Annotated in this window: 15 protein-coding genes; 12 read left to right on the top strand and 3 right to left on the bottom strand. The window is 71.7% G+C overall.

All coding sequences use genetic code 11. The features are described 5' to 3' along the window. Positions 1-3 precede the first annotated feature (3 nt). From ligA to ACZ601_RS35005, 11 genes are all read left to right on the top strand, one after another. Positions 4-2247 (top strand): NAD-dependent DNA ligase LigA, encoded by a 2244-nt coding sequence (gene ligA, locus ACZ601_RS35055; RefSeq protein WP_469545429.1) that lies wholly within the window; start codon positions 4-6, stop codon positions 2245-2247. Between the two features lie 245 nt (positions 2248-2492). Then, complete coding sequence (locus tag ACZ601_RS35050; RefSeq protein ID WP_469545427.1) at positions 2493-4664, top strand: putative bifunctional diguanylate cyclase/phosphodiesterase; 2172 nt, start codon at positions 2493-2495, stop codon at positions 4662-4664. A gap of 132 nt (positions 4665-4796) precedes the next feature. Continuing rightward, positions 4797-5093: an Asp-tRNA(Asn)/Glu-tRNA(Gln) amidotransferase subunit GatC gene (gene gatC / locus ACZ601_RS35045; RefSeq protein WP_003966094.1), complete on the top strand. Its 297-nt coding sequence runs from the start codon at positions 4797-4799 to the stop codon at positions 5091-5093. Between the two features lie 6 nt (positions 5094-5099). Continuing rightward, complete coding sequence (gatA, locus tag ACZ601_RS35040) at positions 5100-6608, top strand: Asp-tRNA(Asn)/Glu-tRNA(Gln) amidotransferase subunit GatA (RefSeq protein WP_469545424.1); 1509 nt, start codon at positions 5100-5102, stop codon at positions 6606-6608. Then, the gene (locus ACZ601_RS35035; protein ID WP_079193645.1) at positions 6605-6847 is read left to right on the top strand and encodes a hypothetical protein; all 243 of its coding nucleotides are present in this window, start codon (positions 6605-6607) and stop codon (positions 6845-6847) included. The genes gatA and ACZ601_RS35035 overlap by 4 nt, the downstream gene beginning before the upstream one ends. A 17-nt stretch (positions 6848-6864) precedes the next feature. Continuing rightward, positions 6865-8376, top strand: coding sequence for an Asp-tRNA(Asn)/Glu-tRNA(Gln) amidotransferase subunit GatB (gene gatB, locus ACZ601_RS35030; RefSeq protein WP_469545422.1), 1512 nt, complete (start codon positions 6865-6867; stop codon positions 8374-8376). 84 nt (positions 8377-8460) lie between these two features. After that, the gene (locus tag ACZ601_RS35025) at positions 8461-9720 is read left to right on the top strand and encodes an SLC13 family permease (protein WP_469545488.1); all 1260 of its coding nucleotides are present in this window, start codon (positions 8461-8463) and stop codon (positions 9718-9720) included. 198 nt (positions 9721-9918) lie between these two features. Continuing rightward, on the top strand, positions 9919-12144 hold the full coding sequence (locus tag ACZ601_RS35020; RefSeq protein ID WP_469545420.1) for an MMPL family transporter: 2226 nt from the start codon (positions 9919-9921) through the stop codon (positions 12142-12144). A gap of 143 nt (positions 12145-12287) precedes the next feature. Further along, positions 12288-12998: a hypothetical protein gene (locus ACZ601_RS35015; RefSeq protein WP_469545418.1), complete on the top strand. Its 711-nt coding sequence runs from the start codon at positions 12288-12290 to the stop codon at positions 12996-12998. 232 nt (positions 12999-13230) lie between these two features. Beyond that, positions 13231-13410 (top strand): hypothetical protein, encoded by a 180-nt coding sequence (locus ACZ601_RS35010; protein ID WP_469545416.1) that lies wholly within the window; start codon positions 13231-13233, stop codon positions 13408-13410. Between the two features lie 58 nt (positions 13411-13468). Beyond that, positions 13469-16654, top strand: a complete 3186-nt coding sequence (locus ACZ601_RS35005) for a helix-turn-helix transcriptional regulator (RefSeq protein ID WP_469545487.1) — start codon at positions 13469-13471, stop codon at positions 16652-16654. 25 nt (positions 16655-16679) lie between these two features. On the opposite strand, the gene ACZ601_RS35000 is transcribed toward ACZ601_RS35005, so the two are convergent. From ACZ601_RS35000 to ACZ601_RS34990, 3 genes are all read right to left on the bottom strand, one after another. Continuing rightward, positions 16680-16904, bottom strand: coding sequence for a DUF6191 domain-containing protein (locus tag ACZ601_RS35000; protein ID WP_469545415.1), 225 nt, complete (start codon positions 16902-16904; stop codon positions 16680-16682). Positions 16905-16935: 31 nt separating this feature from the next. Then, on the bottom strand, positions 16936-18120 hold the full coding sequence (locus ACZ601_RS34995; protein ID WP_469545485.1) for a PQQ-dependent sugar dehydrogenase: 1185 nt from the start codon (positions 18118-18120) through the stop codon (positions 16936-16938). Between the two features lie 376 nt (positions 18121-18496). After that, a complete protein-coding gene (locus ACZ601_RS34990) occupies positions 18497-19489 on the bottom strand; it encodes an aldo/keto reductase (protein WP_469545413.1) in 993 nt (330 codons plus the stop codon). Positions 19490-19587: 98 nt separating this feature from the next. On the opposite strand from ACZ601_RS34990, the gene ACZ601_RS34985 reads away from it, so the two are divergent. After that, complete coding sequence (locus tag ACZ601_RS34985; RefSeq protein WP_469545411.1) at positions 19588-20550, top strand: 2-hydroxyacid dehydrogenase; 963 nt, start codon at positions 19588-19590, stop codon at positions 20548-20550. Positions 20551-20616: the final 66 nt, after the last annotated feature.

Here is a 20616-nt window from a genome sequence, read left to right as displayed (position 1 = left end):
ACGATGGCCGGCGAAGAGCAGACGGCAGGGCCGGTGCAGGCAGGGACGGAGGTGCCGCCGGAATCGCGCGAGCGGCACGCACTCCTCGCCGAACAGATCGAGGAGCACCGCTTCCGCTATTACGTGAACGACCAGCCGGTCGTCAGCGACGCCGAGTTCGACCGGCTGATGCGTGAGCTGGAGGCCCTGGAGGACACGTATCCGCCGCTGCGCACGCCCGACTCGCCGTCGCAGAAGGTCGCGGGGCCCTACCGGACGGAGTTCACCTCAGTCGAGCACCGCGAGCGGATGCTGTCCCTGGACAACGCCTTCGACGACGAGGAGCTGGCCACCTGGGGCGAGCGCGTCGCCCGGGACGTCGGCGCCACCGGCTACCACTTCCTGTGCGAGCTGAAGATCGACGGTCTCGCGGTCAACCTCACCTACGAGCACGGACTGCTGACCCGGGCCGCGACCCGGGGCGACGGCCGCACCGGCGAGGACATCACGCCCAACGTCCGCACGATCGCGGAGATCCCGCACCGGCTGAAGGGCGACCGCATCCCGGCGCTCGTCGAGATCCGCGGCGAGGTCTTCTTCCCGATGGAGGGCTTCGAGGAGCTGAACGCCCGGCTGGTGGAGGCGGACGACAAGCCCTTCGCCAACCCGCGCAACGCGGCGGCCGGTTCACTGCGCCAGAAGGACCCCAAGGTCACCGCGGGCCGCCCGCTCCACATGGTCGTCCACGGCATCGGCGCCCGCGAGGGCTTCGACATCGACTGCCTCTCGCACGCCTACGAGCTGCTCCAGGCCTGGGGCCTGCCCACCGCCAAGTACAACAAGGTGGTCGACTCCCTGGACGGCGTACGCGAGTTCATCGCCTATTTCGGCGAGAACCGGCACTCGGTGGAGCACGAGATCGACGGCGTCGTCGTCAAGCTCGACGAGATCCCGCTCCAGGGCCGGCTCGGCTCCACCTCGCGCGCCCCGCGCTGGGCGATCGCCTGGAAGTACGCGCCGGAGGAGGTCAACACCAAGCTGGTCAACATCCGCGTCGGCGTCGGCCGCACCGGCCGCGTCACTCCGTACGCGCAGGTCGAGCCGGTCGAAGTGGCGGGATCCGAGGTCGAGTTCGCCACCCTGCACAACCAGAACGTGGTGCGGAGCAAGGGCGTCCTGATCGGTGACACGGTGGTGCTCCGCAAGGCGGGCGACGTGATCCCCGAGATCCTCGGGCCGGTCGTCGACCTCCGCGACGGCACCGAGCGGGCGTTCGTCATGCCCACCGAGTGCCCCGAGTGCGGCACGGAGCTGCGGCCCATGAAGGAGGCCGACATCGACGTCCGCTGCCCGAACGCCCGCTCCTGCCCGGCCCAGCTGCGCGAGCGCGTCGCCTATCTGGCGGGCCGCAAGTGCCTGGACATCGACCACTTCGGCTATGTCGCGGCCGCCGCCCTGACCCGCCCGCTGGAGCCCGCGGAGCCGCCGCTGCGCGACGAGGGCGATCTCTTCGGACTGACCGTCGAGCAGCTGCTGCCCATCCGCGCCTACGTTCTCGACATGGACAGCGGGCTGCCCAAGCGCGACCCGAAGACGGGGGAGGAGAAGACCGCGCTGGTCTTCGCCAACCAGCAGGGCGAGCCGAAGAAGAACGCCGTGGCGATGCTGGACGCCATCGCGGCGGCGAAGGAAGCCCCGCTGGCCCGCATCCTCACCGGGCTCTCGATCCGCCACGTCGGGCCGGTCGCCGCGCAGGAGCTGGCCCGTCAGTTCCGCTCCATCGACCGGATCGACGAGGCCACCGAGCAGGAGCTGTCCGACGCCGACGGGGTCGGACCGATCATCGCCGCCTCGGTCAAGGCGTGGTTCGCCGAGGAGTGGCACCGGGAGATCCTGCGCAAGTGGCGGGAGGCCGGGGTCCGGATGGAGGACGAGGGGGCCGGTGAGGAGGAGGGGCCCAGGCCGCTCGAAGGACTCACCGTCGTCGTCACCGGCACCCTGGACTCGCACACCAGGGATGGCGCGAAAGAAGCCCTCCAGAGCCGCGGGGCGAAGGTGACCGGATCCGTCTCGAAGAAGACCTCCTTCGTGGTGGTCGGTGACAACCCCGGCTCCAAGTACGACAAGGCCGTGCAGCTGAAGGTCCCCGTGCTGGACGACGACGGCTTCGCCGTACTGCTCGCGGACGGACCCGACGCGGCGCGCGAGGCCGCTGTGCCGGCCGGGACGGAGGAGGACGAGGGGGCCGAAGCCGGCGCCGGGGAGTAGCGCCGGGCCGCGGTGCCGGGAGTCGTGGGCGTACGCCCGGATTCACCCGGTCGGCGCATAGCAGATGCTGACGGACGGTCGGTTCGCATTCGGGCAAGAGATGTAGACCGCTGCCCCTGGAAGCCCTCTGCGGCCTACTGTTGAGGGATGCGCCTGCGGAGGCCGGCCACGGGGGTGTGCCGTGCGCGGTGGCAGGGAACGCAACGATCAGTGACATCGGCACCGCCGGCTGTGAGAGGGACGGAATGAAACCGACCGAGAACGCCGCACCGGTGTCGCGGCTGCAGGGTTTCGCCGGACTCACGCCCAAGGTGGGCATCGTCGTCGTGGCCCTCGCCACCGTCCAGCTCGCGACCGGCTTCTACCGGACCGTGAGCGGCGGACACGCGATCTTCCCGGACGGGAAGGCCGGCTGGTCGCTCGCCGTGCTCACCGGGATCGTCGTCGGCCACCTGGTCGCGCTCGGCCGCGACCGCTGGTGGGGCGGCACCGGCTCCGGGGCCGCCCTCACGCTCGCGGTGCTGCTGCTCTACGGCTGGGTGCCCGCCGGACTGGTCAGCCTGGTCGTGGTCGTACTCGTCGGGATGGCCCGCAGGCACCGCTGGTGGCAGGGGCTGCTGCACGGCGCGGTGGACATCCTGGGGGTGGGCGCGGCGGCCCTGGTCATGGCCGCGTTCGGTGAGGTGCAGACCGTCGAGTCACCCTGGCAGCCACTCGACTGGGGCATCGACGCCGTCCCGGAAGTCCTCCTCGCCGCCTCCACCTATCTGCTCGTCACCCGGGTACTGCTCTGGTACGCCCGCTCACCCCAGGGCGGCGGGCTGCCGACCGCGGCCCGCACCGCGCTGCTCCGCCAGGGCCTCGTCGCGGTCGCGCTGCTCGGCATCGCACCGCTGATCTGCGTCGTCGCCATGGCCATGCCGGTCCTGCTGCCGCTCTTCGCGGTCCCGCTGATCGCACTCGACTCCACGCTCTGGATCGCACGGGCGCGGGCGGAGGAGCAGCTGCGGGACCCGCTGACCGGCCTGCCGAACCGCCAGTGGCTGCTGGAACGCACCTGGACGGCCCTGGAGGAGGCCGAGAGCGTCGGCTCCCGGGCCGGACTGGTCCTGATCGACCTCGACCGCTTCCGGGCGGTCAACGACACCCTCGGCCATCTGGCCGGGGACCGGCTGCTGCTGCAGATAGCGGAACGGCTGCGCCTCGCCCTGCCGCGCGGGGCGGAGGTGGCCAGGCTCGGCGGCGACGAGTTCGCCGTCCTGCTGCCCACCGCCGACTCCACCACCAGCGCCATGCGGGTCGCCCGCCATCTGGTCGCCGCGCTCTCCTCGCCACTGGACCTCGACGGGCTCACCCTGGTGCTGGAGGCCAGCGCCGGTGTCGCCGTCTACCCCGAACACGCGGTGGACGCCGAGGGGCTGCTGCGCCGCGCGGACGTGGCCATGTACCAGGCCAAGCGCGACCGCACGGGCGTCGAGGTGTACGAGTCGAAGCGCGACAGCAACACCCCGGACCGCCTCGGGCTCCTCGGCGACCTGCGGCGCGCGCTGGACGCCGGGGAGGTCGAGCTGCACTACCAGCCCAAGGTCCGCTTCGACGGACAGGTGGCCGGCCTCGAAGCCCTGGTCCGCTGGGTGCACCCGGAGCGGGGGCGGGTCCCTCCGGACGAGTTCATCGCGATCGCGGAGTCGTCCGGGCTGATGCCGCACCTCACCGAGTACGTACTGGAGACGGCGCTCGCCCAGGTCGCCCGGTGGCGGGCCCAGGGACTGTTCGTCCCGGTCGCGGTCAACGTCTCCCCGCGCGACGTCCACACCCCCGGATTCGCGGGCGGCGTCGCGGCCCGGCTGGCCCGGCACGGCGTCCCGGCGGGCGCCCTGCAGCTGGAGATAACGGAACACGTGCTGCTGGAGGACCCGCAGCGGGCCGCGGACACGCTGGCCGGGCTGACCGGGCACGGCGTGAAGATGTCCCTGGACGACTTCGGCACGGGGTACTCCTCCCTCGTACACCTGCGCCGGCTGCCGGTCAGCGAGCTCAAGATCGACCGCTCCTTCGTGGCCCGGCTCGCCATCGACCACGAGGACGCGGAGATCGTCCGCTGCACGATCGACCTGGCCCATTCGCTGGGCCTGCTGGTCGTCGCAGAGGGCGTCGAGGACGACGAGACCTGGGAGCGGCTGCGGGACCTGCGCTGCGACGCGGTGCAGGGCTGGCTGGTGGCGGCCGCGATGCCGCCGCAGGAGACGACCGCGTGGCTGCGGGCGCGGGGCGAGCACGGGTGGCGGCGGCCGGCCGAGCTGGCGGCAGCGGCGGCGGCCGCGGCAGCCGCGGCGAGTGTGGCCGCCGCGGCGACGCCCGAGCTGGAGCAGCGGCCGTCCGGGCGGACGGCGGGCTCACGGCCGGCGACGACGTAGGGCGGGGCACGGGGCTGCGGTGGGGCGCCCGGAGGCCGCTTTGTCCTCAATGCCGGACGGGCTTGATTTCGCGCACCCGGACACCCCATAGGATTGGGCCAAAACCACACACCAACCCCTGAGGATCGCTGCATGCCTGGCATCACGCGCGAGGAGGTCGCCCACCTCGCCCGGCTGGCGCGTCTGGAGCTGAAGGGCGAAGAGCTCGATCACTTCGCCGGTCAGCTCGACGACATCATCGGCGCGGTCGCCCGCGTCTCCGAGGTCGCCGACCAAGACGTACCGCCGACCTCCCATCCGCTGCCGCTGACCAACGTCATGCGGGCGGACGAGGTCCGTCCCTCGCTCACCCCCGCGCAGGCGCTCTCCGGCGCCCCGGCCCAGGAGCAGCAGCGTTTCAAGGTGCCGCAGATCCTGGGGGAGGACTAAACAGCCATGACGGACATCAGCACCATCATCAAGCTCACCGCCGCGGAGACCGCCGCGAAGATCGCCTCCGGCGAGCTCACGGCCGTCGAGGTCACCGAGGCCCACCTGGCCCGGATCGAGGCCGTCGACGAGAAGGTCCACGCCTTCCTGCACGTCGACCGCGAGGGCGCGCTCGCGCAGGCCCGTGCCGTCGACGCGAAGCGGGCCGCGGGCGAGAAGCTCGGCCCGCTGGCCGGCGTCCCGCTCGCGCTCAAGGACATCTTCACCACGCAGGACATGCCGACCACCGTCGGCTCGAAGATCCTCGAAGGCTGGGTCCCGCCCTACGACGCGACCGTCACCAAGCGGCTCAAGGCCGCCGACGTCGTCATCCTCGGCAAGACCAACATGGACGAGTTCGCCATGGGGTCCTCCACCGAGAACAGCGCCTACGGCCCGACCGGCAACCCGTGGGACCTCACCCGCATCCCCGGCGGCTCCGGCGGCGGCTCCTCCGCCGCCCTCGCGTCGTTCGAGGCCCCGCTCGCCATCGGCACGGACACCGGCGGCTCCATCCGCCAGCCCGCCGCCGTCACCGGCACCGTCGGCGTCAAGCCCACCTACGGCGGCGTCTCCCGCTACGGCATGGTGGCCTTCTCCTCCTCCCTCGACCAGGGCGGCCCCTGCGCCCGTACGGTCCTGGACGCGGCCCTGCTGCACGAGGCCATCGCCGGACACGACCCGCTCGACTCGACCTCCATCGACGCCCCGGTCCCGCCGGTCGTCGAGGCCGCCCGCAACGGCTCCGTACAGGGCATGCGGGTCGGAGTCGTCAAGCAGTTCTCCGGCGAGGGCTACCAGGCCGGTGTCGTCCAGCGCTTCAACGAGTCGGTCGAGCTGCTGAAGTCGCTCGGCGCCACGGTCGTCGAGCTGGACTGCCCGTCCTTCGACCTCGCCCTTTCGGCGTACTACCTGATCGCGCCGTCCGAGTGCTCCTCGAACCTCGCCCGCTTCGACGCCATGCGCTACGGCCTGCGCGTCGGGGACGACGGCACGAGGTCCGCGGAGGACGTCACCGCGCTCACCCGCGAGGCCGGCTTCGGCGACGAGGTCAAGCGCCGCATCATCCTCGGCACGTACGCGCTCAGCTCCGGCTACTACGACGCGTACTACGGCTCCGCGCAGAAGGTCCGCACCCTGATCACGCGGGACTTCGAGAAGGCCTTCGGAGAGGGCGGCGTCGATGTGATCGTCTCCCCGACGACGCCCACCACCGCCTTCCCGATCGGCGAGCGCGCCGACGACCCGATGGCCATGTACCTCGCGGACCTGTGCACCATTCCGACCAACCTGGCCGGCAACGCCGCCATGTCGCTGCCCTGCGGCCTGGCACCTGAGGACGGCCTGCCGGTCGGGCTGCAGATCATCGCCCCCGCCATGAAGGACGACCGGCTTTACAAGGTCGGAGCCGCCGTTGAGGCCGCCTTCGTGGAAAAGTGGGGACACCCACTGCTTGAGGAGGCTCCGTCGCTATGAGTGCCATGGCAAAGAAGGCCACGAACTTCAAGAAGTCCAAGACCGGGCTGTACGTATCGCTCGGCAGCACCGCGTTCGGCGCGATCAGTGTTGCCAAGCAGATCAGGCTCGCGCGGAACGACAACGACACGCTGCGTCTCATCGACGCGACCGTGTCCGCCGCCGCCATCGTCACCGGCCTCGCGATCCTCTATCGCGAACTGAAGCGTCTCGGCGACGACGACGTCCTGCTGGGCTGAGAGGGAAAGTTTTCACCGTGACTGCTGTCATTGACCTGGAGTCGTACGAGGACGCCCTCGCGACGTACGACCCCGTCATGGGCCTCGAAGTCCATGTCGAGCTGGGTACCAAGACCAAGATGTTCTGCGGCTGCTCCACCGAGCTCAAGCAGGACGCCAACTCGCAGACCTGCCCGGTCTGCCTCGGGCTGCCGGGCGCGCTGCCGGTCGTCAACGAGATCGGCGTCGAGTCCGCCATCAAGATCGGCCTCGCGCTGAACTGCGAGATCGCCGAGTGGTGCCGGTTCGCCCGGAAGAACTACTTCTATCCGGACATGCCGAAGAACTTCCAGACCTCCCAGTACGACGAGCCGATCGCCTTCGACGGCTATCTGGACGTCCAGCTGGAGGACGGGGAGATCTTCCGGGTGCAGATCGAGCGCGCCCACATGGAGGAGGACACCGGCAAGTCGACCCACGTCGGCGGCGCCACCGGCCGTATCCACGGCGCGTCCCACTCCCTGCTCGACTACAACCGCGCGGGCATCCCGCTCATCGAGATCGTCACCAAGCCGATCGAGGGAGCGGGCGCACGGGCGCCAGAGGTCGCCAAGGCGTACGTCGCCGAGCTGCGCGAGCTCATCAAGGCGCTCGGCGTCTCCGAGGCCCGGATGGAGATGGGCCAGATGCGCTGCGACGTGAACCTGTCGCTGCGCCCGCACGGCCGCGAGGCGTTCGGTACCCGCTCCGAGACGAAGAACGTGAACTCGCTGCGTTCCGTCGAGCGGGCCGCCCGTTTCGAGATCCAGCGCCACGCCGCGGTGCTGAACTCCGGCGGCACGATCGTGCAGGAGACCCGGCACTTCCACGAGGAGGACGGCTCCACCACGGCCGGCCGCATCAAGGACAACGCCGAGGACTACCGCTACTTCCCCGAGCCCGACCTGGTGCCGGTCGCCCCGGCCCGGGACTGGGTCGAGGAGCTCCGGGGCGGGCTTCCCGAGCTGCCCCGGCTGCGCCGCGCCCGGCTCAAGGAGGAGTGGGGCGTCAATGAGCACGACATGCAGTCCATCCTCAACGCGGGCGCGGTCGAGCTGATCGTCGCGACGATCGACGCGGGCGCCCCCGCCGACCAGGCCCGCAAGTGGTGGATGGGCGAGCTGGCCCGTAACGCCAACGAGACGGGGCGGGGCCTCGACGAGCTGGGTGTCACCCCCGCGCAGGTCGCCCGGGTGGCCGAGCTCGTCGCCTCCGGTGACCTCAACGACAAGCTGGCCCGCCAGGTCCTCGAAGGCGTCCTCGCGGGCGAGGGCGACCCGGACACCGTCGTCGAGAAGCGCGGCCTGAAGGTCGTCTCCGACGAGGGCGCGCTGTCCACGGCGGTCGACGAGGCCATCGCGGGCAACGCCGCCATCGCGGACAAGATCCGCGGCGGCAAGGTCGCCGCGGCCGGCGCGCTCGTCGGCGCCGTCATGAAGGCCACCCGCGGCCAGGCGGACGCGGCCCGGGTGCGTGAGCTGATCCTGGAGAAGCTCGGCGTCGAGGGCTGAGCCCTTCCCGCACGTCCCGAGGGGGCGGTGCACCGGGTCCTGCCCGGCGCGCCGCCCCCTTTTCACCGGTCCGGAGAGAGTCCGCTGAGCACCGTCACCGCCGAGATCGTCTCCGTCGCCCTCCTGCTGGGGGTGCTGGCGTTCGCCGTCGTACGCCCCAGGGGGCTGCCGGAGGCGACCGTCGCCGTGCCCGCCGCGGTGCTCGTGATCGCGCTCGGCGCGGTCTCCTGGCCCGAGGCCAGGTCCCAGGTGGGCGACCTGCTGCCGGTCGTCGGATTCCTCGCCGCGATCCTGGTGCTGGCGCAGCTCTGCGCCGACGAAGGGCTCTTCAGGGCCGCCGGTGACCTGGTGGCCCGCGCCTGCGGCGGGCGGACCGGTCCTCTGCTTGCGGGCGTCTTCGTCGTCGCGTCTGTGATCACGGCGGTGCTCAGCCTGGACGCCACCGTGGTCCTGCTGACCCCGGTCGTCCTCGCGACCGCAGCCCGCGTCGGGGCCCGCCCCCGCCCGTACGTGTACGCCTGCGCGCACCTCGCCAACTCCGCCTCGCTCCTGCTCCCCGTCTCCAACCTCACCAACCTCCTGGCGTTCACGGCCAGCGGTCTCTCCTTCACCCGTTTCGCGGCCCTGATGACGCTGCCGTGGTTGGCGGCGATCGGCGTCGAGTACGTCATCCTGCGCCGGTTCTTCGCGGCCGACCTGGCGGCGGGCGCGCATCCGCCGGAGCAGGACGGGGAGCGGCCGGGGCTGCCCGTCTTCACCCTGGTCGTCCTGGTGCTGACGCTGTGCGGGTTCGTCGTGACCTCGTTCGCGGGCGCGGAACCGCTGTGGGCGGCGCTGGCGGGCGCCGTCGTGCTGGCCGTACGGGCGCTGCTGAGGCGGGAGACCACCGCGAAGGGGCTGGTGCACTCCGCCAACGTGCCGTTCTGCCTGTTCGTGCTGGCGCTGGGCGTCGTCGTCAAGGCGGTCGTCGACCACGGTCTCGGCACCGGCATCGCCCGGCTCCTGCCGGAGGGCTCCTCGCTGGGCGCGCTGCTGGCGGTGGCCGCGGTCGCGGCGGTGCTCGCCAACCTGATCAACAACCTGCCCGCGATCCTCGCCCTGCTCCCGGTCGTCGCGGCGGCCGGACCGGGGCCGCTGCTGGCCGCGCTGATCGGGGTGAACCTCGGGCCGAACCTCACGTACGTCGGCTCGCTCGCCACCCTGCTGTGGCGCCGCATCCTGCACACGCACGACGAGGCGCCGGAGCTCGGCCACTTCACCCGGCTCGGGCTGCTGACCGTACCGGCGACGCTGGCGGTGTCGACGGTCGCGCTCTGGGGGGCGCTGCGGGTGATCGGGGTGTGACCCGCCCTCCGCGAGTCCGCCGGACGGCCGAAGCCATGTCGCCCATATGCGGATCCGACGCCTGTGAGTAAGGCCACGAATCGGGCAAATGATCACAGTTGGCTGTCAGAGTGACGGTTCTCAAGGTCATGCGTTCTCCTGCGGACGGCTCTGCCGAGCTGTCCGCAGGAGACCACGAACCCGCAGGGAGCTCGTCCCTTGGCTGCCATCGCACGCTGGTGCATCGCACACCGCCTCGTCGCCGTCCTCCTCTGGCTGCTCGCCCTCGGCGGCACGGCCGCGGGTGCGGCGATCGCGGGGAGTTCCTACACGAACGACTACGAGGCACCCGGCACCGAGTCCGGTCACGCAGCCGCGCTCCTGAAGAGCGGCTTCACCAATCTCGGCGGGGACACCGACACCATCGTCTGGCACACCGACGACTCCACCGTGCGCGCGGCCGACGTCGAGCAGAAGCTGACCAGAACCCTGCACGCGGTCGAACAGCTGCCCGGCGTCGGCGCCGTGGCCGGGCCCTACACCCAGGCGGGCGCCGGACAGATCAGCGCGGACGGGCGCACGGCCTACGCCACGGTCACCTTCGACCGGCAGGCCGACGACGTACCGGTGGAACAGGCCCAGTCGGTCGTCCACACCGCGAAGGCCGCCGCCGGCCCCCACCTCCAGGTCGAACTGGGCGGCTCGGCCATAGCCCTCACCGAGGCGCCCGCCGTACATCTCAGCGAGGCCATCGGGGTCGTCGTCGCGGCCGTCGTGCTCTTCCTCGCCTTCGGCTCGCTCGCTGCCAGCATGCTGCCCATCGCCACCGCCCTCGTCTCGGTCGGCACCGCCTACGCGGGCATCGTGCTGCTCGGACACCTGATGACGGTGGCCGACTTCGCCCCCATGCTCGGCATGCTCGTCGGGCTCGGGGTGGGCATCGACTACGCCCTCTTCATCGTCACCCGGCACCGCAGGGGGCTCAGACGCGGCATGAGCGTCCCGGAGGCGGCGCAGTACGCGGTCGCCACGACCGGACGCGCCGTCGTCTTCGCCGGGGCCACCGTCTGCATCGCGCTGCTGGGCATGCTGATCCTGCGGCTGAACTTCCTCAACGGTGTCGCCGTCGCCGCCTCGCTCACCGTCGTACTGACCGTGGCGGCCGCCGTGACCCTGCTCCCCGCCCTGCTGTCCCTCATCGGCATGCGGGCGCTGAGCGGCCGCGAGCGCAGACGGCTCGCCCAGGACGGACCTCGGCCGGACCTGCCCACCGGGTTCGCCGCGCGCTGGTCCGCCTTCGTCGAGCGGCACCCCAAGCTGCTCGGCGGGATCGCGGTGGCGGTGATGCTGGTCCTCGCGCTCCCCACCTTCTCGCTCCACCTCGGCAGCTCCGACCAGGGGAACAACGCGAAGTCCTCGACCACCCGGCAGGCGTACGACCTGCTGGCCGACGGATTCGGCCCCGGCGTCAACGGACCGCTGACCATCGCCGCACAGCTGGACGGCGCGGACGACCGCCTCGCGATGGACGCGCTGCCCGCGACGCTGCGGAACACCGAGGGAGTCGCATGGGCCTACCCGGTCACGTACAACTCCAGCGGCGACACCGCGTTCGTCACCGTCGTACCGGACTCGGCGCCGCAGTCCCAGCGGACCAGCGCGCTCGTCGACCGGCTCCGTACGGACGTGCTGCCGCAGGCGGCCGACCACACCTCGCTGCGCACCCATGTCGGTGGTGTGACGGCCAGCTATGACGACTTCGCGCAGATCATCATCGGGAAACTCCCGCTCTTCATCGGTGTCGTCATAGGGCTCGGCTGCCTGCTCCTGCTGATGGCCTTCCGGTCGGTCGGCATCCCGCTGAAGGCGGCGGCGATGAACGTGGCGGCGGTCGCCTCCTCGTTCGGCGTGGTCGTCGCGGTCTTCCAGTGGGGGTGGGGGAGCGAGCTGCTGGGGCTGGGCAGCTCAGGACCGATCGAACCCTTCCTGCCGGTCATCATGGTGTCCGTGCTGTTCGGCCTCTCCATGGACTACCAGGTGTTCCTGGTCGGCCGGATGTACGAGGAGTGGCTGGAGACCGGCGACAACCGGCGGGCGGTCCGGGTCGGCCTCGCGGAGACCAGCCGGGTGATCAACTCGGCGGCGGTGATCATGATCTCGGTCTTCCTCGCGTTCGTGCTCAGTGGTGACCGGGTCATCGCGATGTTCGGGATCGCGCTCGCCTCGGCCGTCGCGCTGGACGCCTTCGTGCTGCGCACACTGCTGGTTCCCGCCCTGATGCACCTGCTGGGCGGGGCGAACTGGTGGCTGCCGGGCTGGCTGGACCGCAGACTGCCGAGGCTCAGCATCGAGCCGCCCGAATGCCGGTCCTCGCGTGCGCGGATCCCGGCGGCGGGCGCGAGCCCGGACGGCGAGGCGGTACCGGCCCCCCAGCGCGTTCGCTGACCGGAGCCGCGTTCGCTGACCGGAGCGGCCGGAAGCGGCCGGGAGGAGCCGGGAGTGGTTCGGAGCGGCTGTGCGGGGGCGGGGGAGCCGGGTGCGGCGGGGCGTTAAGAACGTTCTCATCCGGGACGCCTAGCGTGCGGGAAATGAACCCCACCACTCCCATCACTCCCACAGCTCCCGTCGCCGAGGGCGACGGAGAGAAGAAGACGGCAGAGAAGGCCGCCACAGACACCGCCGGCGCGAAGGACGCGGCGGAGCGACCCGAGACGGCGGGGCGGCTCGACAAGGCACGCACGGAGTCCGCAGAGGCCACTGAGCCCTCGGACCGGGACGGGGCGGAGCAGGACCTCGACCCGGACCCGGACTCGGACGCGGACCTGGGCCTGGGTCTGGGCCTGGATGATGATGACCTGGACGACGACGGGTCCGGCAAGGAGTCCGCCGGTCTCGGCACCGCCGCCGCGGCCGTCGTCTCCGTCGGCCTCGGCATCGTCTCGCTCACCGGAGCCTGGAGCGGCCGGGTCGCCGCAGAGCGCGAGACCCTGATCGGGCAGATCAAGACGTCGTCCGGCGGCTCGGCCGCCCAGCAGATCTCCGAGATCTACGGCGACGCCTGGCACGCCACCGCCCTGGTCAACGGCATCTTCGGACTCGTCGCCCTGCTGGTCGGCTGCTACGTCCTGGTCCGGCCCGCGTTCGGCGCCCCCTCCGCGCACCCGCAGGCCGGCTGGGTCCGCGCGGTGGCCAAGGGCGGCATCGCGCTCGGCGTGATCGGCGTGCTGGTCTCCGTGGGCATGTACTTCGACCTCATCGTCGCCCTGCCCACAGCGGCCGCGACGCCAGCGGGAAGCTGACCCGACGGACCGGAACTCCCCCTTCCGTACGACGCCCCCCGGAGCCGGCTAAGGCATCCGCGGGGGCGTTCGCGGTCCGTGTGCGGTGAACCGGGCACGCGCCTAAGGCACCCGCCCGCCGGAGATGCGGAACTCGCCCGATGCGCCGGCACCCCCCGGAGGACGAAAGTGGAGGCACGGCAGACGAACTGCCGCCACCGGGCCCAACGGCCCACGTCACCAGGGGAATCACATGTACGAGTACGAGCTCCACAAGGTCATGCAGGCCGAACTGATCCGCCGCGCCGACGCCGAGCGGCTCGCCCGCGAAGCACGTCGCGCCGAGCGGGCCGCCCGTAGTACGGCACGCAAGGAGCGCGAGAGGACGGTGAGTGCGGACAGCGATCGACAGCGGTTCGCGCACGCCGCGTAAGGACCGGAAGACGATGCCGGTCCAGCTTCCCGGATCCGAGTTGTCAGACGCGTATGCGATGCTCGGCTCCGTGGAGACCAGGTCAGTCAGTCCCGTGTTCGTCGGCCGCGCAAATGAACTCACCTCGCTCACCGACGCGCTCGCACGCGCCACCGCGGCGGGCGCCGGCCCGGACGGCTGCGCCTGCGGGGAACCGCAGGCGCTGCTCGTCGGCGGCGAGGCGGGCGTCGGCAAGACCCGTCTGGTCGAGGAGTTCCTCGCCGTGGCGGCCCGCCGAGGGGCCGTCGTCGCCGTGGGCGGCTGCGTGGAGATCGGCGCGGACGGTCTGCCGTACGCCCCGTTCTCCACGGCCCTGCGCGCCCTGCGCCGCACGCTTCCCGAGGAGATGGCCGCGGCCTGCGCCGGGCAGGAGAGCGAGCTGGCCCGGCTCCTTCCCGAACTGGGCGAACCCGGGCGGGACTCGGCCGATGAGCACGGCACCGCCCGGCTCTTCGAGCTCACCGGCCGGCTGCTGGAGCGCATCTCGGCGGAGCGCGCGGTCGTCCTGGTCCTGGAGGACCTGCACTGGTCCGACGCCTCCACCCGGCACCTCCTCGCCTACCTGTTCCGTACGCTGCGCACCGGCCGCCTCGTCGTGGTCGGCACCTACCGGGCCGACGACATCCACCGCCGCCACCCGCTGCGCCCGCTGCTGGCCGAAATGGACCGGCTGCGCACCGTCCGCCGCATCGAGCTCGACCGTTTCAACCGGGCCGAGGTACGCCGCCAGCTCACCGGCATCCTCGCCGGCACCCCCGAACCCGCCCTGGTGGACGAGATATTCGAGCGCTCCGACGGCAACGCCTTCTTCGTCGAGGAGCTCGCCTGCAACCTGGAGAGCGGCGACGGCGCCGGAGTCCCCGACTCGCTGCGCGACCTCCTGCTCGTCCGGGTCGAAACACTCACCGACGACGCCCAGCGGGTCACCCGGGTCGTGGCCGAAGGCGGTTCCACCGTCGAGTACGAACTGCTGGCCGCCGTCGCCGGCCTCACCGAGGACGACCTCATCGAAGCCCTGCGGGGAGCGGTCGGCGCCAATCTGCTGCTCACCACCCCGGAGGGCAACGGCTACCGCTTCCGGCACTCCCTGGTCCGCGAGGCCGTCAGCGACGACCTGCTGCCGGGCGAACGCTCCCGGCTCAACCGCCGTTACGCCGAAGCCCTGGAGGCCGACCCCACCCTCGTCCGCGACGGGGAGCGCGCCACCCGCCTGGCCAGCTACTGGTACGGCGCGCACGACGCGGCCAAGGCGCTGCCCGCCGTACTGAAGGCCTCGGTCGAAGCGCGCCACCGCCACGCCTTCTCCGAGCAGCTGCGGCTGCTGGAACGGGCGATGGAGCTGTGGGACGACGCCCCGGAAGCGATACGCGGCACGCTGCGCCCCATCGACTACGCCGAGGTCTACCCGGCCTGCGGCTGCGGCTGCGACAGCGCCACCCCGCTGCGGTACCTCGACCTGATGGCGGAGGCCACCGTCGCCGCCCGCTTCGGCGGCGACCGCGAACGGGCCCTCACCCTCTGCAAGAAGGCCCTGCGCATCCTGGAGGGCGAGGACGACGCGCTGCGCGCCGCCTGGTTCTGGGTCCAGCGCTCCCGGCTGGTCCAGGACCTCACCCGCGGTGACGGCTGGGAGGAGCTGGCCACCGCGGAGGAGCTCGTCCGAGGACTGCCCCCGTCGGCCGTGCACGCCGACGTCCTGATGAGTGTGGCCGGCTGGGGCGCGCTGCACCGCCCCGGGCCCGATACCCTCGCCGCCGCGGACCGGGCCGTGGAGTACGCCCGGCTGGTCGGTGACGAGTACATCGAACTGCACGCCCGCCTCACCAGGGGCTGGCTGACCGTGGACGCCGGAGACGCCGACGAGGGCATCGCGGAGATGTACGCCGTTCGCGACCGGGCCGAGGAGCTGTGCCTCGTCGACGTCATGGGCCGCGCCAGCATCAACCTCCCCTCGACCCTCGAAGCCACGGGCCGTTCCCTGGAAGCGGTCTCCGCCGCCGACCACGGGATCGAGATCTGCCACAGCCACGGCATAGCCGACAAGGAGGCGTGGGTCCGCACCAACCAGGCGATGTCCCTGTTCTCGCTCGGCCACTGGGACGAGGCCCTGGCCACCACCGAGGCCGCCGCCCGGGTGGCCCAGTCCCGCAAGGCCCAGGGCCTGGTCGCCGCCCGCCGCACCGAAGTGGCAATGGCACGAGGGGACTTCGACGAGGCGGAAAGGCAACTCGCCCTCAACAAGCGAAGCTTCGGCTCACGTGACCCACAGCCCCAGCACTTCATCAACGCCGTGCGCCACACCGTCGTCCTCGCCGTGCAGCAGGGCCGCCTCAGCGAGGCCCGGACGGCCTTCGAGGCCCAGGCGGAGACCGGCTTCCCGACCGGCACCCAGCGCTACGCCCTGCCTCTGCTGCACGTCGTCGCAGCGGCCGAGGCCGATGCCCGCGGCCTGCCCGCCACCGAGCCCGGCCGGCCGGCGAACCTCGCGCTGATCCGCAGCCACCTCAAGCGGCTCCCGATGCTCGTCCCGGTGTGGGCGGCCTACGGTCTGCTCGTCGATGCCGAACTGGCCCGCGCCGAGGGCCTCGACACCCCGGACCACTGGTCGCAGGCGGCAAAGGCCTTCGCCCCGCTGTGCCGCCCGTACGAGCTGGCCCAGATCCGTCACCGCTGGGCCGAGGCCCTGCTCGTGGCCTCCGGTGACCGCGCGGCCGCCACCGCCCTGCTGCGCGAGGCGCACGGTACGTCCCTGCGTCTGGGCGCGCGCCCGCTGACCGAGACCATCGAGCTGCTGGCCGGCCGCGCCCGCATCACCCTCGCCACCCCCGACGCGCTTCGCGGCCCCGGTTCGACCACCGGCCCGGGGTCCGGGTCCGGGCCGGAGATCCTGGAGGCCGTCACCGTCCCGGACGGCGACGGCGCCACCGACGAGCAGACCGGCCGGGACCGCTCCGAGGAGCAGCTACGGGCCGCGGCCGCCGCCGCGGTGGAGTCCTTCGGGCTGACCCGGCGCGAACAGGACGTGCACCGGCTCGTCGCGGACGGCCACACCAACCGGAGGATCGCCGAGGAGCTGTACATCTCGCCCAAGACCGCGAGCGTGCACGTCTCCAACATCCTGGCCAAGCTCGGCGTGGCCAGCCGGGGCGAGGCCGCCGCACTCGCCCACCGGCTCCGCCTCTACCGCACGCCTGCGGGATCCTGAGGTCCTGAGGACTGGGGGTATGGCCTCACGACGGGGCCTCCCCGGGCGCCGCGTCTCCGAGCTCTGCGTCCTCGGCCTCCGCGTCCCCGGTGTCCGGCCGGCGGACCACCACCTTGCCCGAGGTGAGGTCTATCGGGCCGCGCGCCGGGTCACCGATGCCGAGATCCACCCGGCTCAGCTCCAGCCGCCGCTGTTCCTCGGCAGCGTGCTTGCGGCCGGGTGCGAAGAGTTCCTCGAAGAAGTTGAACACGGGCCGCGCACCCTTCCGCCTGCTGTAGCCGCTACCGCACCTCAAGCACCAGGATCTTGTCGTCTCCCGGCTTCGGGGTGCCACGGGTGTCCGTCTCGCTCGTGACGAGATAGACCTTGTTGCCGCCAGCCGCCAGCACCGTGCGCAGACGGCCGTACTTCCCCTTCAGGAACGACTGCGGGGCCGCCAGAGGTTCCTTGCTCTCGTCACCGGACAGCGGAATCCGCCAGAGCCGCTCACCCCGCAGACCGGCCATCCAGACGGAACCCTTGGCGTAGGCGATGCCGCTCGGGGACGCCTCGGACGTCTTCCACTGTGCCACGGGGTCGAGGAAACCCTTCTCACCCGCCTTGCCCTCGGCGTCCGGCCAGCCGTAGTTCCCACCTGGCACGATCCGGTTCAGCTCGTCCCAGGTGTCCTGGCCGAATTCGGATGCCCACAGCTGCTTGTGGCTGTCCCAGGCGAGGCCCTGCACATTGCGGTGACCGTACGAATACACCACGGAGTCGGCCTGCGGATTGCCGTGCAGGGGCTCGCCGTCCGGTGTCATCCGAAGGATCTTGCCGGCCAGTGACTTCTTGTCCTGGGCGTAGCCGTGATCCCCCGTCTCGCCCGTCCCCACGTACAGCATGTGGTCCGGGCCGAAGGCGATCCGTCCCCCGTTGTGGATGGAGCCCTTCGGGATGCCCCGCAGGATCGTGTCGGGGGCGCCCAGCAGCTGACCGGGTGTCGTCCCCTTCTCGTCGTAGAGCATGCGGGCGATGCGGTTGTCAGAGGCGGTGGTGAAGTACGCGTACACCAGATGGTCCGTGCCGAAGGCCGGGGAGACCGCGATCCCCAGCAGCCCGCCCTCCCCGTCGGGAGCCACCCCCGGCACGGTACCCAGCAGCGTCTTCTTCCCGCTCTTCGCGTCCACCCGGGTGATCGTCCCCTTGTCGCGCGAGGACACCAGCAGGTCACCGTCCGGCAGGGCGGTGAGGCCCCACGGCGACTCCAGCCCTTCCGTGAGGGTCGACACCACCTTCACCGAGCCCTTCGCGGGCGGCAGATCGGCCGCCGGACGCGAGGCGGACGGCGAGGACCGGGCCGGCGTGCTCGATCCGGTCTTCCGGGACCCGGCCGGTGAGCTCGCGCCCTGGCCCGCCGTGCTCTCCGCCCCCTCCTGCGACGAGCACCCCGCGGCGAGCACCAGGGCACCGCTCGCCAGCAGAGCCACCGCCCCACGCCGCACGCCGGCCCCCGCACTCAGCCGTGCCGTACTCAGCCGTGCCGTATTCAGCCGCGCGAGGCGACCACTCCCGTGAGGCGTCGCGTGACTCCCCATCGGGTCCTGCCCAGATCCGATCACCGCACCGATCCCTTCGACGGCCGCCTGTCTACTGTTCTTACACCGCGGCCCGCCCCGAGGTTCCCGATCACGGCCGACTTTCTCGATCAGAGAGCAGAGACAGGGGTTCGGAGACCAGGGATCAGAGGCCAGGGATCAGAGGCCAGGTTCCAGAGGCCAGGGACTCGGCGGCCGGAGATCACGGAACAGCGGCCCGCGCGCCAGCGGCCCGCGCGCCAGCGGCCCCGCGGTCGCGCGTCCGCGCTCAGTCCCACGACTCCCGCGCCGGCGGCAGCCGGTCGAGCTCCGCCAGGTCCTGCGCAGTCAGCGCCAGACCGGCCGCCTCCGCGTTCTCCACCGCCCAGCGCTCCCGCTTGGTCCCGGGCACCGGAACCACCTGCGGTCCCTGCCGCAGCGCCCAGGCCAGCGCCACCTGCGCGGGCGTCGCCCCGTGCCGCTCCGCAACCCGCCGCAGCCCGACCACCACCGGCTGGTTCGCCGCCATCATCTCGGCGGTGAACCGGGGATGCCGGGCCCGCAGATCCTCCGGCTCGAAACCCTGCCCCGGCGTGAGCGTCCCCGTCAGATACCCGTTGCCCAGCGGCATCGCCGCCAGGAACCCCACACCCCGCGCCGCACACCACGGCAGCAGCGACTCCAGCGCCTGCGGCGACCACACCGAGAGCTCCGCCTGCACCGCGCTCACCGGAAAGACCTGCTGCACCCGTTCCAGCTGCCGGATCGTTCCGTCGTGCAGTCGCGCACCCGGCCGGCGCGAGGCCCGCGCCCCGATCGCGCACAGCCCCAGCGCCCGGACCTTCCCCGCGGCCACCAGCTCCGCCATCGCACCCCAGGTCTCCTCGACCGGCACCTCCGGGTCGGCCCGGTGCAGTTGGTACAGATCGATCACATCGGTCTGCAGCCGGCGCAGCGAGGCGTCGCAGGCCCGCCGGACATAGCCGGGCCTGCCGTTGGCCACGATGTGCTGATCGCCCACCAGCAGTCCGCACTTGGTGGAGACGAAGGCCTCGGAGCGGCGCCCCTTCAGCGCCCGCCCCAACAGCAGCTCATTGGTGAACGGGCCGTACATGTCGGCCGTGTCGAGCACTTGGACGCCCGCGTCGAGGGCCGCGTGCACCGCGCGCAGGGCGTCGTCGCCACGCTGCCGCGAGGCGTCGTACGCCCAGCTCATCGGCATGCAGCCGAGACCGACCGCGCCCACGGCGAGCGCCGCCGCGCCGAGACTCCTGCGCTCCAACTCCCCGCACCCTTCCTCGGCCCCGCCGGCACGGGGCCACACTCCGCACCCACAAACTAACCTCTGCTCCCCGCGCGCCGTCGCATAGCCTCCTGACCATGACTTCCACCACGAATTCCACCGCGGCCCCCGACGTGTGGCTGCCGATCGAGGCCGACGGGATCGAAGTGCTCCCCGAGGGCCTCAACTACCGTTTCTGGAACGGCGGGCAGGACTACCCGGCCGACCCTGCGGACTGCGCGTTCTATGTCGTTCCGTACATGAAGGGCCCGGAGGTCGCGGTCCGTCCGCTCGCCGGGATGAGCACGGTACGGGTCGTGCAGACGCTCTCCGCGGGCATCGACCACGTCGAGCCGGGGCTCGGTCTGCTGCCCTCCGGTGTGCGGCTGTGCAACGCGAAGGGCGTCCACGAGGCGTCCACCGCCGAGCTGACCCTCGCCCTGATCCTCGCCTCCCTGCGCGGCTTCCCCGGCTTCGTGCGCGGCCAGGACAACGAGGAGTGGCGGTCCGGGTTCTACCCGGCGCTCGCCGACAAGTCGGTGCTGATCGTGGGGTACGGATCGATCGGCTCAGCGATAGAGGACCGGCTCACACCCTTCGAGTGCGCGCGGGTGGCGCGCGTCGCACGCTCTGCGCGGACCACCGCACGCGGCCCCGTACATACGCTCGACGATCTGCCCGCACTGTTGCCCGAGGCGGACATCGTGATTCTGTCCACCCCGCTGAACCCGTCCACACAAGGGCTGGTGGGCGCGGACTTCCTCGCGGCGATGCGGGACGGGGCGCTGCTGGTGAACGTCGCCCGTGGCGGTGTCGTCGACACCAAGGCCCTGCTGTCCGAACTCGAATCGGGCCGGCTGCACGCCGCACTCGACGTCACAGATCCGGAACCGCTCCCTTCCGGCCATCCCCTCTGGCATGCTCCGAACGTCCTGATCACTCCTCATGTGGGCGGCAGCACCTCGGCGTTCCTGCCCAGGGCCAAGCGTCTGATCGCCGGACAGCTCAGCCGGTTCGCCGCGGGGGAGCCGGTCCACAACGTCGTGCGCACCACCGGCTGAACACGCTGCGAGCACGTTCCGGGGCACTCCGTGGCGACAAGTCCCCAGGTCGTCACGGAGAGTAGA

The organism is Streptomyces sp. NPDC104307 (genome assembly GCF_055584045.1).
This window is presented reverse-complemented; position numbering and strand designations above follow the sequence as displayed.